This is a genomic window from Paenibacillus xylanexedens (assembly GCF_007676705.1).
In the GTDB taxonomy this organism is placed as follows: Bacteria; Bacillota; Bacilli; order Paenibacillales; family Paenibacillaceae; genus Paenibacillus; species Paenibacillus xylanexedens_C.
Map to the genome: position 1 here is coordinate 50123 of NZ_VEBF01000006.1, position 14985 is coordinate 65107.

Here is a 14985-nt window from a genome sequence, read left to right on the forward strand (position 1 = left end):
TGTTTGGCTCTTTCTTTTCTAAGATAGAATACGATCACCGATCCCGTAAAATCACCGCAGGTACAAGCCGAATATAGATCAGTTCACCTGCAAGCTCCACCATCGTCTGAGTAACGATGACTGCCGCAGCTACAGTTGCCCATTCTGGCGGAAGTGCCAACGCCAGTGGCAGAACAACCAACGAATTCCGTGTAGCTGAACTGAAAATCAACGCCCGCCCTGCGCCAGTATTCAATCGAAACCCATTGGCAATGATTCGTGATATCCAAGGCATCAGAATTAGAAAAGCAACGTAGATCGGGATCACGTTCACAATGATCGCCATATCACTGTAGACTTTGCCAATCTGGGAAGCGACAACCACGATCAGTGCGAGTGCCATCATTGGAACAGGGAGCCAGGCCGAGGCATTCATGACCCGCTCCCCGCTCGCTTTACCTGTAGAGAGAACTTGTGTAACGATTGCGAGCAGCAGTGGAATAACGATCAGGAACAGAAAAGCCTCCACGAACGGCCCTACCTGCATGATCTGCGCTACCTCAGCACCCATCAATAGCCATAGATAAAACGGCAACAGGATCATTTGTATAACAAATAAAAGGGGTGTTGCGGCGAGCATCAGTTTCTCATTGCCCCTGCCAAGCTGCGTAAAAACAATGACATAATCAATACAGGGCGTTAACAGTACCAGATAGACTCCGATCAGAACGCTTGCTGATTGCGGAAAGACCAGTGTAAGTAACCAAACAACCACAGGTACAACGATAAAATTAGCAACCAGTAACGCGCCCATAAATCGTAGATTGGACCAGGACTCTTTTAACTGTAGAAAGGGAATCTGCACGAACATGCTATATAACAGAACAGCAAGTATGGGAGACACAGTGTATTGCAAGGCATTTCCCCATTCAGGATTGCCCAGTCCTATTGCTGCTCCTGCGAACAACGCAATGACATAGATCCAAGTCTGTTGTTTCTCCATCGTTTCTCTAGAAAACATTCTTTTCTTCCCCTCCTCTGGTTGGACATGGGCATGGACATATTCCTGATTCATTGCGCGTACATTGGGACAGAGTACAACATGTGAATTTTTTGCGGCTGTTATTAGAATGTGCAAGAACTGGGTATATTCATTGTAGACTGACCGGTGGTTCATTCATCTCGTTAAACCAAGGAGGAAACACAATGTCACGTAACAATCCGTACAAGTGGTTAAATGCCATTGGTTTTATCGCTGTAATTATCGTGAACTATCTTTCTAACGCTCTGCCGATCGGAGGCAAGACCAACAAAGATGTATCGGATATGTATCCTGTGCTGCTTACACCTTCTGGCTACGCCTTCTCTATATGGGGTCTGATTTACCTGCTGCTTGCTGGGTTCGTGATCTATCAGTTCGTGCCCTCTTCCTGGAAAAGGGATTCAATTACTCGTCTCGGGTATTGGTTCCTGGCAAGTTGTGCCTTCAACGTAGCATGGATTTTTGCTTTTCAAAACTTGCAGACTGGTCTCGCCTTACTGATCATTGTACTGCTTCTGTTGTCCTTGATCATGCTGTATGTAAAAACACGTACCATTACCGTGCCAACCACTGCTGAGATCTGGCTTGTGAAGCTGCCATTCAGCATCTATCTCGGATGGATTAGCGTGGCAACCATTGTCAATGCAGCTGTGCTGTTATATAAAATTGGCTGGGATGGTTTTGGTATCAGCGAACCGACCTGGACGATCATTATGCTGATTGTGGGTATGGTGCTTGCTGTACTCGTTAGCTTCCGTTATCGCGATAGTGTGTACCCACTTGTATTCACATGGGCATATATCGCCATTGCACTTAAACAAAAGGATGTTACTTCCGTATATTATACGGCAATCATCATTGCGATTGTATTGGCCATCTATGCGGTATGGTTATTCTTCGCCCGCAATCAGGATCGCGATTGAACGATTTCCTCCATTATAATGCAAAAAAATAGTGCAAAAGCAAAAAGCCGATTCTGGTCATTTGACCTGAAATCGGCTTTTTATGTATACCGTAGCGAATGAAGGTTGTCCTATTTCAGGGCAATAACCTCAATCTCCACCAGTGCATCTTTTGGCAAACGAGCAACTTCCACTGCACTGCGTGCAGGATACGGCTGTTCAAAGAACGTGCTATACACTTCATTCACTGGAACGAAGTCGTTCATATCCTTCAGGAACACCGTCGTTTTCACGATTTTATCCATACTTGTACCTGCTGCTTCAAGAATAGCCTTCACATTACTCAAAGACAGACGTGTCTGCTCCTGTACATCTGCACCGAATTCTCCCGTTTGGGGATTCAGGCCGAGCTGTCCGGAAGTATAGATGAAATCGCCCGCATCAACGGCTTGACTGTATGGACCAATGGCGCCTGGCGCCTGATCGGTAGAGATTGGTTTTTTCATGGACGAGTTCTCCTTCATGTTCGTTATCCTGCTGCCACAAGGAGTCAGGGTTCGAACTCATTTTTGTTGCCTATTATACCACGATCTACCTCAAGCGAGAAACGCTCCTACCTATACACATGAAGCAAACAGCTCGTTCAAAGGTTCTTAACCCCCGTCCGCACCAAGAACATGAATGACTTCATTCGGGTAAACATGGTTTCCCTTGGCTTGCACCAGCGCAATATTCGTCATGGCCTGTGCAATGGTTGCCGCGTGGACCGCCCGGTATTTGTCCGCTCTGCCTTTCATCCACCGATCCAGAAACTTCATGGCATGCGCAGCCATCTGTTCACCGAACCGTTTCTCGTTTCGATCTCCCAGGATTAAGGAAGGGCGGAAGATGTGCAATGACTGAAAACCAATATCGGACAGCGCATCCTCCATTTCCCCCTTGGTCCGACTGTAAAAGACACGGGAGCCTGCGCTTGCTCCCATGGAGGAGATCACAAGCATCTGTGATACTTCATGCTGCTTCGCAAGTGTAGCTGCACGAACCGGGTAATGGTAATCCACTTGGCGGAAGTTCTCCTGACTGCCTGCTTTTTTGATCGTTGTACCCAAACAACAGTACAGGTCATCGATCCCGTCGAATAAGTGGTCTTGGCTCTCCAACTGCTCCCAGTCCACTACATGCTGTTCCAATTTGGGATGCTGTAGCTCAAGTGGGCGTCTAACCAGTATGCGAACCAGGCTGTATGCCGGGTGATTCAGCAGGTTGTGAACCAGTAATTCGCCTACAAGTCCGGTGGCTCCAAGCACCATGGCTTTCCGTTCGAGACGATTCATATACATCCCTCCACTTCGCTACCTTTTTTTGAAGCCATACCAGATACATATGATCAACTTAAATATTTACACGATAACGGAGAGGACAGAAATAACCTGAAGAAGTGAAACGTTCGCCTTTATGGCCGGATTTTTTCCTTTTCAAAAAGGAATCAAAAAAATCTGGGGATAACAGCGATCGGAAGGTTGTTCTGTCATCGAAGTGCCAGTGTAAATATATAGTTTCTATTTTAACAGCACACGACGTCCAAGGGTAAATGTAAGGATCAGCATCACTACACCAACCCCCACCTGAAATCCGTAAGCCGAGATCCAGGCCAGCGCATCGGACCAGGTTTCCATCTTTTCATACAACCAGCCACCCATCAGCGGCCCAAGAAAAGAGGTTACTCCGGTCAGCGCCGAATAGACGGCGACAAACATCGGTCTTTCACTTTTGGGTGTATCTCCGATCGTAAAGTTAAATGCCAGCTGATTGAATCCACCCACACCGATCCCAAGGAAGATATGAGATAGAAAGAGCGCAATCAACACGGGCATGAACGACATTAACCCCCATGATATACAGGAAAGTGCAATGACGGGCAATGTCCAAAACAACAGGGTTTTGTTGCTGAATCTGGCATTCAGATTGCCCCAGACATAGAACCCGGCCATCATGACCAGCGTCTGGACTACCGTGATCAGGGATACGGTCTGATAATTGATGTTCAGCAGATCCAGCATCACATAGGAAAAGAGCGGAACAATCAAGGTCTGGATTAATAACCAGGCAGCCAGGAACAGCGTAGCTTTCAGGAAAGATCGATCCTGGAACGGCTTGATAAACATACGCCAGAAAACCTTTTCGGTAGAACGTTCAAAGGGCACGTCCGGATAGAAGAAATAGATGACTGTGTTGGCAATGGCACAGATCCACACCGGAATAAACAGGATCAGAAAACCCATTTCTCCGGGGTAACGGTCCAAAACAATGCCGCCTGCGAATAAGCATACGCTTCCAAGTGCATTCAGAATCGTATTTCGAATTCCAAAATAACGCCCTCTCACCTTGGCAGGTACGATGTCGCCAATTAGTGAAGTCCAAATCATGCCGCCGATGGTATTCGATATAAAAGCAACCGTATATACACCAATATATACGCTTACCCACCACTCTTTGGGAAAAATGAACGGAATCAGTCCCGTTGCACTCCACAAGATACGATGTGTGCCCACGAACAGCAGCAGCATGCGTTTGCGGCTGCGAATACGCTGCATCCAATAAGCTGCTCCGATCTGGGCAATGTTCACGAATGTGGTAATCGCGAGCACAAAGCCAATATGTCTCGACCCGGCCCCAAGGTATAGCAGAAATCCGGTTAAGAACGGGCCTCCCAGCAATGTCTGTAAAATAATTGCCGGTACACCCTCCCATGTTGCAATCGATAAGTTAGTGCGTTGTGTCGAACCCTTGCGCCGTGGTTTGCTTGCTAACGGGGGAGGGTTAACGTTGACCGTCTTCTGTATGGGGATACACTCCTTAGACCGGGTTTCGAAAGCCGATCGATGCTAGTTGTCACCCCAAATTCTACTCACGGCGCGAAGGTTGTCAACTCATTTTTTCACGTTCAATGGAAGATAGAGGTGGAAGGTGCTTCCCTTGCCTGCAGCGCTCTCAAGTTCAATCGATCCTCCCAGTAATCTGGCCAGATCTCGACTGATCGAGAGACCAAGTCCCGTTCCACCAAACTTGCGGCTAATCGACCCGTCTGCCTGCTGAAAAGCTTCAAATATAGAATGATGTTTGTCCTCGGGAATACCAATGCCTGTGTCCTGAACGGAGAAAACGATCCATCGACTCTGATCACCTGCATTTTTGATCTGTTTGGTGCTTACGGTCAGCGTGACCTTTCCCCGGTGAGTAAACTTGATGGCATTGGACATCAAATTCCGTAAAATCTGCTGAACCCGCTGGGGATCAGACCAGAGCGTATCCGGTAGTCCTTGTTTTTTATTCAGAACCAACTGAATTCCCTTTTTCTCAGCAACGAGCTGAAAGTGGTTCATGGCATCTTCTATAAGTTGTGCCACACTGATATCCTCGAGTACAATATCCAGCCGCCCCGCTTCTACTTTGGATAGATCCAGAATATCGTTAATGAGCGTAAGCAGTTCCTGTCCGGATTGGTCGATCATATTGGCAAAACGTACAATATCCTCCTGATCCATCGTATCAGCATTCTCATTGATCATCTGAGCAAAGTTAATGACGCTATTCAGTGGTGTACGCAACTCATGTGACATATTGGCTAGAAATTCCGATTTGTACTGGGAGGCAATCATCAATTGTTTCGCTCGATCCTCCAACACAATCTGGGCTTTCTGCAATTCTTCCTTTTGCACAGATAATAGTCGGTTTGTGCTCTGTATCAACAATATTCGATTCTGTTCATTCTGAAAATCACGTAGAATAAATGCAAAAATAAGACTTAATACAATCCCTGTAGGTAGTGTATAAGGCATAATATGTGAAAAGAAATATGTAGCCGGAATCACACCAACGATAGCAATGTTTACACTATTGACCACATTGACGATAACTGTAACAAGTATTCCTTTAATAATGAGCCTATAGTTGCTGCGTCTCATCCATATATTTAGACCTGCACAGATCACGCCCAGCAAAGACATGTTGATCACTGCCGCCAATGTAGCATCCGTGATGCCAAAAGTCAGCCGGGACAACCCAATTCCAACACCCACGAGGATCACGCTATAAGGTTGTCTATACGTCAGAACGGCAACAATTAAAGGGACATAACGAAGATCAAAGACCACTTCATCGGTGAGTTGTAAGCCAAAAACGGTACTGATCCAGCCTGCAAAAATAAGGACAAGCACTGAGCTGATCTGTTTCACTCGGGATGAGGTACGTATTACGATATATTTATAGAACACACTAGCTAGATAGGCTATCGTTATAAGCATTCCCATATTCAATACGAACATTTTTGAAAATTGCATTCACTCACTCCTGTTGTCCGACTTTACTGGCCAAATTACCTTCGTCCGTATGCGTTTCTATCATATCATGCCCATGGAAACTTCGGCATTCCTTCTTCGTCAAAAAAATACACAAAAATACACAAATCAGGATTCAATTTGTGTGCTGGACGTAGTAGAATATATTGTTGTTTAAATTTTGAACGATTTAATTGCTGGGGTCATGTTCGTCGGAACATGAATGAAAGGAGAAAAGGTGTTGTGCAATTGTTAAAAAATAAATCCTATTGGCTGTCATTGAGTCTGATGTTGTCCTTGGCCGTCATGGGGCTGTTCTATGATATCCTTAATAGTCCGGAACGCGGGTTCGTAGTGCTTGATTCCTCGCTTGATCGGATCATCCCCTACGTGCCTGCCATGTCCATTCCATATTTGGGCTGGTACCCGTTCGTATTCGGTGTGCTCGCTTACCTGTGTGCCAAGGATCGACTGACGTACTACCGCGTCTTGTTATCCATGAATATCTGTGTCTGGATCTGTTATCTGATCTACTTCAACTTTCAGACCATGGTACCGCGCCCGGAATTAACAGGTACAGGGTTGGGGGCATCTGTTCTTGGTTGGCTCTACAGTCAGGATCGTCCTTATAATTGTTTTCCAAGTATTCATTCTCTGCACTCATATCTCGTGATGCGTGCTGTTCTCTCGGTTCCAAGCATCCGCAAACCCATTAAGATCTTGGTAGCTGCCGGTGCAGCAACCATCATAGTATCCACACTAATGATCAAACAACATGTGATCTATGACGCGCTGGGTGCAATCATACTTGGCGAATGCGTTCTTACCATTGTCACAGGACTGGCTCTTTATCGGAGACGCAGAAAAGAATCGAAGTGGACCGAGGGAATCAGCTGATCCCTCACTTCGATGGTTTCTGCATATGCTGTTGTCGTCTCCATTCATCAATAAATAAGCCTGCAAAATAGGGATCCCATTGGGTCCCTTTTCCTTCTTCCAAAATCGTTAGCGCTTTCTCGTGACTCATTCCATTCCGATATGGTCGATCAGACGTCATGGCATCAAAGGCATCTGCCACCGCAATGATTCGCCCAAAAAGCGGAATATCATCGCCAGCCATACCATCCGGGTATCCTTTGCCATCATATCTCTCATGGTGAGATCTTACTCCTGGCAGGAAGTCCGCCATGGCATCAATGGGTTCTATCTGTAACAAAATACTTTCTCCCTGCACGGGATGTGTACGAATGATCGCAAATTCTTCATCGCTTAGCTTACCATCCTTCAACAACACCTCATCAGGTATGCCAATTTTCCCAATATCATGAAGCAGGGCTGATTTGTACAATAAATCCGCCTGTTCTTCATTCATTCCGCTCAGCTTGCCGATCATAAGCGAATACTCTGCCACACGCATGGAATGGCCTGCCGTGTATTTATCTCGGGCGTCCAATGCAGCCGCCAGCGTAGAAAAATAACTTTGCAGTAGCTGCCGATTACGTTCCTGTCTCATCTCAAGTCGATTAATCATCATATTGAAACCGGAGATTAGTGCAGAAAATTCATCCGCATAAAGATCCGGAGCTCTTCTGCCAAGATCTCCCTCCTGAATTCGGTTCATCTCATGCGTCAGCTCGGCAACCGGATCACGAACATCACGAATCAACAACCAGCTTCCCACCAGCGCAAACCCCGCGCCCAGAACAACGATGAGAATTCCCCACAGAATGTACTCTTTCGCAAATTCTTTGTCCATATACTGCAGCCGGATATATGTAGCCAAGAAAAATAAAAATAGAGGAAATAGTCCGATCAGTGCCGTACTTAGCTGAAATTTACGCTGGATCGATACCAGGATGCGCCCTCCCAGTGAAGGCTCCATCCCATATTGGGTTTTGCCTCGATGGCGAATCTCAAGTAACAGGGGTCTAATCGCCCGTACCGTTAGGTAATACTCAATCAGCGCATGCATGATGGCTATCAAAAAGGCGCACGCTGCAGCCACCACAATATACCCGTAAGGGAACTCAAGCCACCCTGTGGATATCATCCATATGGTTAGTCCAGCTGCCGGAAGTGAAAAACCAAGCATGTGCGGACCCATAATTCGATATATGGTCTGTCCCGGAAAACGATGGATACTCTCATACATGCGATTCAAGTCATCTTTTTCATGATATTCTGAAGCAAAAAATTGCCTTATCGGGCCCAACTGCACCCATAACGTAATCAATTCTGCGACCAGCATGAACAAGATTGATATCAACACAATGACGATGAGTCGGACAAATTGAATATTGGGTATCTGTAAGGTAGATACCATAGCCACTGTACCGACAACAAAAACAGCTGCCAGTGAACCGATCAGATAATTGCGTATCAGGCGAAAGATAAATGAACGGTATACTTCCAACTGAACCCCTCACTCTCTATGTGCAACCACTTCTCCCTTGAGACACGGGGAGATTAAGGGTATTGCCTTCTATTTGTTTATCGGTTATTTAGACTGAAAAATTAATAAAATTCCCTGATCAGATACTGAAGCTCCACCTATCAAATCGTAAAAAAACCGTCACGTTCCGCAGTAACTTGATGGTACTCTAAAATAACAAAAAGGCCGCTCCACGAAGGAGCAGCCTTTTGTGATATCCCTATAGTTATCCTTTGATCTTGGCAGCCAGAATCATTGTACCGCGCGGCTCATCTCCCATGGCATCGGGTTCAAGTGTGATCGCAACCGTATCATAGTCGTTGGCCGAATCCAATGTATAGTACACCGCTCCCGTGCCATCACGACTTAGGAATGTTCCGGCATTCTGAGGTGTATCCCCCTTGATCAACCAGACCTGGAACGCTTCATTGCCTTCCAGATTCGGCAGATTCTCAGCTTGCACTACCAAGTGAGTGCCCTTGCTGTCAATAACGATGGTTGCGAGACCCTGGGCTACAATATCCTGCGTTGCAGGATTAAGCTTCACTGCCTCGCCAGTCTGCATTCCCTGTGCAGGCTTCAGAGCTGATGCCAGCTGCTCTTGCAGCTGCGCATTCTGTGCCTGTGCCTGCACCAGTTGCTCTTGCGTAGCCGACGAGCCCTCCGCTTGCTGCGTCAGCGAGTCGATCTGGCTCTGCAGCTGCGCCGCATACACGCCGAGCACCAGCGCTGCTGCCGCAAGGCCGGCGCTGGCCACACGCCATGCGCGGCTGCTGCGCGCACGCGCGCGCGCTTGTGGCTGCCCTGGCTGTGCCTGGGCAGCCTCTTCCACCCGGGTCGCAGGCACCGCCGTTACCGGCGGCAAGCCTGGCCCGGGCTGCGCCGCACGTTCGTGCTGCGGCGCAAGGTCCTCCTGAAGCACCACGGGTGCTTCAGGCTCTGCAGGAGCAGCCGCTGGCTTCGCCTCGGCGCTCTCCTGCCCATGTCCGAGCACGTTGCCCAGCACACGTGCTCGCATGCCTTGCGGCGGCGCTACAGGTTCCGCCGCCAGTGGCAGGAAGCCAGTCACTTCCTGCAATTCCCGCACTTCCTGGCGACAAGATTCACAAGTCGCCATATGCGCTTCAAATGCCGCCACTTCCTCTGCTTCCAGTCCGCCCAGCACATACATCGGTGCCAGATCAGACCACTCCTCATGTCGTTCTATCATGGATGTATGCCCTCCCTTCCCGCGTCCGGATGCAATTCAGCATCGGCCAGCAACTTTTGAAGCTGGCGCATGGCAAGCCTGACACGGCTCTTTACTGTACCCAGCGGAATCCCGAATCGGCTGGATACTTCCTGCTGGGTTAATCCCGCATAATATATCGATTCGATGACTTGTTGCTGATCACCATTCAATTGGGACAACGCCTCTTTAATCCGGGTGCCTTCCCATTTACGCTGCACTTCTTCTTCCGTGTTTGTATATTCATCGGCATAGGCCGCCAGTGTCTCCTGTTCAACTGAAGTAGTCGCTGCCCCTTTCGATTTCCGCCTCAGCATGTCCACTGCAATGTTACGTGTTATCGCAAACATCCATGTGGTCAGCTTCCCCTGTGAAGCATCGTATCGTTCAGCATTATTCCAGACCCGCAGAAAAAGTTCCTGAACGGTCTCTTCCGCCGTCATGGGATCGCCAACGATCCTGTAGGCAAAAGAGTATACCGCACGCTCATAACGGTCATATAAAAGCTCCAGTGCGGAAGCATCACGTTCCGCAATCTGCCGCATTAACCTGCTGTCCTCCATCGATTCAGTCATGCGAGGGCCCCTTTCTGTTTCTTCCCTCATTATTATAACCTACGCAGAAACTTTTGAAGAGGATTACCTCTAGTGAGAAATACTTTGGAAAGGTTTCTGTATATTTTCAAACTAGCCACTCAACTTTCGACTGAAAGAAAGCCCGTAAACATGTTGTTCTGCTTACGCTTTCCTTTTTATTGCAAATAATTACAGCCTGTGGTATACTATAAAAGTTGTATTAAACAACCTCATATGATTTCTGTCTTCTTTAAACCCCGGAATATTTTCTTCATGCTGCGACCGCAGCGAATTAAGTACCAATCAACCTATGAAGATTGAAGAACCTGAATCACAATAACCCGGTATTACAGAGTTTCACAAGATGTTCCCATTCACACTGGCGCGGTCATCGGAGCCGCAAGGACAAAAGAGAGGTAGGGCTTTTGTTGTTTTGGATATCACTTATTCTTGAGAAGATTGAAAACATACACAAAACACCCGGAATTGGGTTCCGGGTGTTTATCTATGTCTACATACCCCTCCCAACCCTACAATTGGGAACAGTCCATATGGTAAGAAAACTTTCTCCATCCGCTCACTAACTCACCAAATAAGTTCAGCTCCCCCTTTTTCCATTCTCATACCTATAGCTTCCCCACCTACTGCCAGATACAAAAAAGGGACACCGCAGGATGAAATCCCTACGCTGTCCCAATCTGATTATAGGAGTGTTACGCCTATCATTAATTTCAAGGTTTAGAGCTTTTGGTACCAGCCCCATTGTAACGGTCCACATTCAGCAAAGCTTTCTTGACTCACAACTAATTAGATGAACATTGTTTTGGAGATAATCACCAGCAGGATGAACAGTACGAGGATCGTACCCATGGAACCCCAGCTTGAGCCACCATGACCATAGGATACTCCACAGCCCTGTTGATAACCGTGCATCATTGGAGCCTGGTTAGGCTGGTGTCCGTAACCGTAGCCCATCGGCATTGTACCGCAACCATATCCGTGCATAGTGTGACCTGTGTATTGATATCCATACATGTGTTCATTACCTCCCATATGTCCGTATACATGCCCCTGTCCGTTCGGTGAGTTTGGTTTTACTTCGCTCATTGTTCATTCCTCCTTAACATTTGCCTACACCCCTAAGCTATGTATTCTGCCTACCTCTGGACCGGGCTATCGCCCTCATTTTGATAAAATGGGCGTTTAGCCAATGGACTAGCTTCCCCATTATCGCCGCATCGCCGTCCTTCCGCAGTCTATATCACCGCGGCTCTCCCTCATGCTTGTCCATAGCCAAAAAAACCCTACCGGTTGCCCGGCAGAGTTCGCCATATTATACCCAGAAAGATTTAGTGATGATTACGAGCAGAATGAACAGAACGAGGATTGCTCCAGTCGATGTCCAGCCGCCGTATCCTGCGCCTCCAACTACTTCACTCATACAGAACCCTCCTTTACCGATATATTAGGGTCCAAACCGTTTATTAGATCAAGAATGCTTTAGAGATGATAACCAACAAGATGAAAAGAACCAGAATCGCGCCAGTCGATGTCCATGCGCCGCCGTATCCACCTACTACTCCACTCATGTAAACCCCTCCTTTGATTTGAGGTACAGTTCACTATATGCACCGATCCGATATGGGACCGGGCTCAGGTCAAAAATGGGCTGTTCTTTTTCCACAGATTATTCTCGCATTGCGCATATATACAGGATTAGTTCTTAAGTCTGTCCGCTTTGTTCGAATACGTTAGGTCATAAATAAACCTCACAGTTATATATGTAAAATGAGTGTACTATTGCTCAATATTGATACCAATACGGTATATTATTAGAAGCATACATGTTAAATTCATACAAATTACCTTTTTGGTAATTATGAATACTGAAATCTTTATTAATGTTATTATTTTACTAATAACGTAGAAAGGAGTTGCTATGCCCACTCTTGGTGAACGCATGAAGTACTTACGGGAATTAATGGGGTTATCGCAGAAAGAATTATCACGATTAACCGATCTTACTGTAGTCCAATTGTCCCGGTATGAAACCAATCACAGGAAACCTGACCCGGATGCTTTGGGTCGCCTGGTGAATGTTTTGGGAACAACCGCTGATTACCTTATCGGACTTACCAAAAGCCCTTTTTCTGATGTCTCCCCAGATCTGGATGAACACGTTCATTTTTATCTACAACATCCTGTACATGGAGCCTTCTTCAGAGAGTATCTCCATGCTCCGGATCAGCTTCAGAATGAAACCAGGCAGTTTTTTAAATTTATTAGCGAGCAATTACGAACACCTAACATCTAAACTTGATTATCCCAAACGAGATGATGACCTTAGAAAAAATCCCAACCGATGGGAAGCACATTAGGAGAACTTAGACATAATGAAGAAGCTTATTACGATTTTGGCCCTAGCGGCATTGCTTAGTGCTTGTGGAAATGCAGAAACAAACAAAACAGCAGACACCTCAACCTCGGAAGTAAACAATACAAAAGAGACTGTATCAGCTGAAGCAAAAGCTACGAAATACACTACATATAGTGGAGAAGGATTTTCTTTTGCCTATCCTGAATCCTGGAAAAGCGTAGATACAAGTCAAATGAATGCTCCATCCATTAAAGCTGCTTTTTCAGACCAATCTTCATCAGTCACATTTGCAGATAATATGAATCTGACGATTGAGGCCAGCTCAACCGGCTCAATCAATCCTGAAGAATACGCCAATAATATAGTTGATTATTACACACAAAACGGTTCAAGCATCGGCATTTCCGATTATACAAAAACCAGCTACACGAACAAGCCTTATAAAGAATATAGCGCTGGTGTCTTGGAAGGAGCCTATAAGCATTCCTCGGGTACAGATGTTATCCTTGTGCAGTATCTGATTCCGACCAATACAGAACTCTATACCATGACGTTAACCTACGCCAAGGATACTTATAATCAGGATGAGATCAAAGATATTCTTGATTCCCTAAGCATTACTGCTTCTCTGGAGCAAACAGCACCAACTGCAACGACTGGAAATTCATCTGCCACAGCATCAGTTGCCGATTTCTTTAATGAATTAACTCCGTACATTACGGAAGATACAGCCTTTATGGAGCAGGCTTCTTACGATTTCTTTGGTAAACATAGCGATGTATTCCCGGCCAGCACAGCAGAACTCCGCAAAAAGGCAAAGGATCTCGTTGACAACAATGTAACGACCCGACATTTAAATAAAAATGTCGCCAACTATTACAATACTTTCGTACAAGTTAACGGGGAAGTCATCTCAGTTGAAGAAGATAGCTCTCTCGGAGCAACTTTCTCTGTCGTTCATGTCATGGATGAGAACGGAAACGATATTATAGCGTTATATCCTGCAACGACCGGAGATTTGCTTGACGGCGATTACGCTACGGTTACCGGTGCACCAATTGCCAACTTCTCTTTTGAAAATGTCGGTGGCGGTTACACCAACGCCACGTTGATTGGCGCCTCGTTGGTAGTTGCAGAATAATTGATGATAAATGTGTGTACACAAAGGACCAGCTTATGAACGCTAAACTGGTCCTTTTTTGTCTTTCAGTTTATAAATGTCAGAAATTCACGTTAACTACACCATCTAAGCTTTAATTAATGACTCATAACATACTGAATAACCGAATATACGGATGTTTACACTAAATCATTAATTCGGATGCGCCTGGAGCGCTGTCAGTTTGTCCTGAACCGATTGTAACTTCTGTACGCTTGAGGCATCGGGTCTATCACGACGGTCGTCAATCTTGACGGATGTAGAGACACGCTGAGCTCCTGACAGAAACGGCGCTTCATGCAGAGCCGCGATTGCTGTAAAGATCTCGTTAAGCGGGCCCTCAATAATGGTACTCATGGAAGTTAACTGATATGTAATGCCCCGTTGATGTTCCAATACCTTCTGCATGTCTGCCACATAACTGCTCAGACTGGTCGTGGCCGTTCCAATTGGAATGACAGTCACTTCTGCTATTGCCATTGTGCTACGCCTCCTCTGGGCCCCGTGAACAACCGCTGCCGCTTATTTTAGTCGATTTTTGACTGTTTTTATTCTACCAGTTCAATACGTCATAATTCAAACTGACGTGAAGACGTCATTGGAATTGCCCAAAAAATTTTTTTGATAAATCTTCAAATCTTCCAGTCCTTTTCCTTTGCGGATTCTCGGCTTAAATGGTATACTCGGAATTACGTTTTACTGTATCGGCCCACTTTACAAACACAATATGTTGGGTTACAGTATGTTGACAGCTACAAAATGTAGTAACACTAGATTTCTCCGCTTCTATTAGTCACCTTCTGCAATCTCGTGAAAAACAGGATGAAATCACCTTCAAAGGCACGTCCCTGTAGGTGTAAATCGCTTTCTCGAATCAGAGTTGACATGGAGGTTAACGGGGCTGTTTGGACTGCATCCGGTATCCTCAAAACCACAGGTATATCTGCAATAGACA

Annotated in this window: 16 protein-coding genes; 4 read left to right on the forward strand and 12 right to left on the reverse strand. The window is 46.2% G+C overall.

All coding sequences use genetic code 11. The features are described 5' to 3' along the window. Positions 1-34: 34 nt before the first annotated feature. Positions 35-1000, reverse strand: a complete 966-nt coding sequence (locus FS628_RS24435) for an arsenic resistance protein (RefSeq protein ID WP_145325574.1) — start codon at positions 998-1000, stop codon at positions 35-37. Positions 1001-1185: 185 nt separating this feature from the next. On the opposite strand from FS628_RS24435, the gene FS628_RS24440 reads away from it, so the two are divergent. Next, positions 1186-1944, forward strand: a complete 759-nt coding sequence (locus FS628_RS24440) for a tryptophan-rich sensory protein (RefSeq protein WP_145325575.1) — start codon at positions 1186-1188, stop codon at positions 1942-1944. A gap of 110 nt (positions 1945-2054) precedes the next feature. Here FS628_RS24440 and FS628_RS24445 read toward each other — a convergent pair whose 3' ends face one another. From FS628_RS24445 to FS628_RS24460, 4 genes are all read right to left on the reverse strand, one after another. Continuing rightward, positions 2055-2429, reverse strand: coding sequence for a RidA family protein (locus FS628_RS24445; RefSeq protein ID WP_017690870.1), 375 nt, complete (start codon positions 2427-2429; stop codon positions 2055-2057). 147 nt (positions 2430-2576) lie between these two features. After that, positions 2577-3257 (reverse strand): oxidoreductase, encoded by a 681-nt coding sequence (locus tag FS628_RS24450; protein ID WP_145325576.1) that lies wholly within the window; start codon positions 3255-3257, stop codon positions 2577-2579. Positions 3258-3482: 225 nt separating this feature from the next. Beyond that, positions 3483-4640 (reverse strand): MFS transporter, encoded by a 1158-nt coding sequence (locus tag FS628_RS24455; protein ID WP_260871177.1) that lies wholly within the window; start codon positions 4638-4640, stop codon positions 3483-3485. Positions 4641-4853: 213 nt separating this feature from the next. Further along, complete coding sequence (locus tag FS628_RS24460; protein ID WP_145325578.1) at positions 4854-6263, reverse strand: sensor histidine kinase; 1410 nt, start codon at positions 6261-6263, stop codon at positions 4854-4856. A 240-nt stretch (positions 6264-6503) separates the two neighbouring features. Here FS628_RS24460 and FS628_RS24465 point away from each other — a divergent pair, with 240 nt between their 5' ends. Beyond that, positions 6504-7157, forward strand: coding sequence for a phosphatase PAP2 family protein (locus FS628_RS24465; RefSeq protein ID WP_186327952.1), 654 nt, complete (start codon positions 6504-6506; stop codon positions 7155-7157). Between the two features lie 4 nt (positions 7158-7161). Here the strand turns inward: FS628_RS24465 and FS628_RS24470 are convergent, their stop codons facing one another. The 6 genes from FS628_RS24470 to FS628_RS32090 form a co-directional block, all read right to left on the reverse strand. Then, positions 7162-8673, reverse strand: a complete 1512-nt coding sequence (locus tag FS628_RS24470) for an HD domain-containing phosphohydrolase (RefSeq protein ID WP_145325580.1) — start codon at positions 8671-8673, stop codon at positions 7162-7164. 244 nt (positions 8674-8917) lie between these two features. After that, entirely contained in the window at positions 8918-9901 is a 984-nt protein-coding gene (locus FS628_RS24475) for an anti-sigma factor (RefSeq protein ID WP_145325581.1), read from the reverse strand. Beyond that, a complete protein-coding gene (locus FS628_RS24480; protein ID WP_145325582.1) occupies positions 9898-10494 on the reverse strand; it encodes an RNA polymerase sigma factor in 597 nt (198 codons plus the stop codon). The genes FS628_RS24475 and FS628_RS24480 overlap by 4 nt, the downstream gene beginning before the upstream one ends. Positions 10495-11301: 807 nt before the next feature. After that, complete coding sequence (locus FS628_RS33490) at positions 11302-11601, reverse strand: hypothetical protein (RefSeq protein WP_440131310.1); 300 nt, start codon at positions 11599-11601, stop codon at positions 11302-11304. 226 nt (positions 11602-11827) lie between these two features. Then, positions 11828-11935 carry a YjcZ family sporulation protein gene (locus FS628_RS32085; protein ID WP_221825910.1) on the reverse strand — a complete coding sequence of 36 codons (108 nt, stop codon included), beginning with the start codon at positions 11933-11935 and terminating at the stop codon, positions 11828-11830. A 43-nt stretch (positions 11936-11978) separates the two neighbouring features. Further along, positions 11979-12083, reverse strand: a complete 105-nt coding sequence (locus FS628_RS32090; RefSeq protein WP_017690880.1) for a hypothetical protein — start codon at positions 12081-12083, stop codon at positions 11979-11981. Between the two features lie 350 nt (positions 12084-12433). On the opposite strand from FS628_RS32090, the gene FS628_RS24490 reads away from it, so the two are divergent. Both FS628_RS24490 and FS628_RS24495 read left to right on the forward strand, forming a co-directional pair. Continuing rightward, positions 12434-12808, forward strand: a complete 375-nt coding sequence (locus tag FS628_RS24490; RefSeq protein ID WP_145325583.1) for a helix-turn-helix domain-containing protein — start codon at positions 12434-12436, stop codon at positions 12806-12808. Between the two features lie 79 nt (positions 12809-12887). Beyond that, the gene (locus FS628_RS24495; RefSeq protein WP_145325584.1) at positions 12888-14012 is read left to right on the forward strand and encodes a PsbP-related protein; all 1125 of its coding nucleotides are present in this window, start codon (positions 12888-12890) and stop codon (positions 14010-14012) included. A 171-nt stretch (positions 14013-14183) separates the two neighbouring features. Here the strand turns inward: FS628_RS24495 and FS628_RS24500 are convergent, their stop codons facing one another. Beyond that, positions 14184-14510, reverse strand: a complete 327-nt coding sequence (locus FS628_RS24500) for an MTH1187 family thiamine-binding protein (RefSeq protein ID WP_145325585.1) — start codon at positions 14508-14510, stop codon at positions 14184-14186. Positions 14511-14985: the final 475 nt, after the last annotated feature.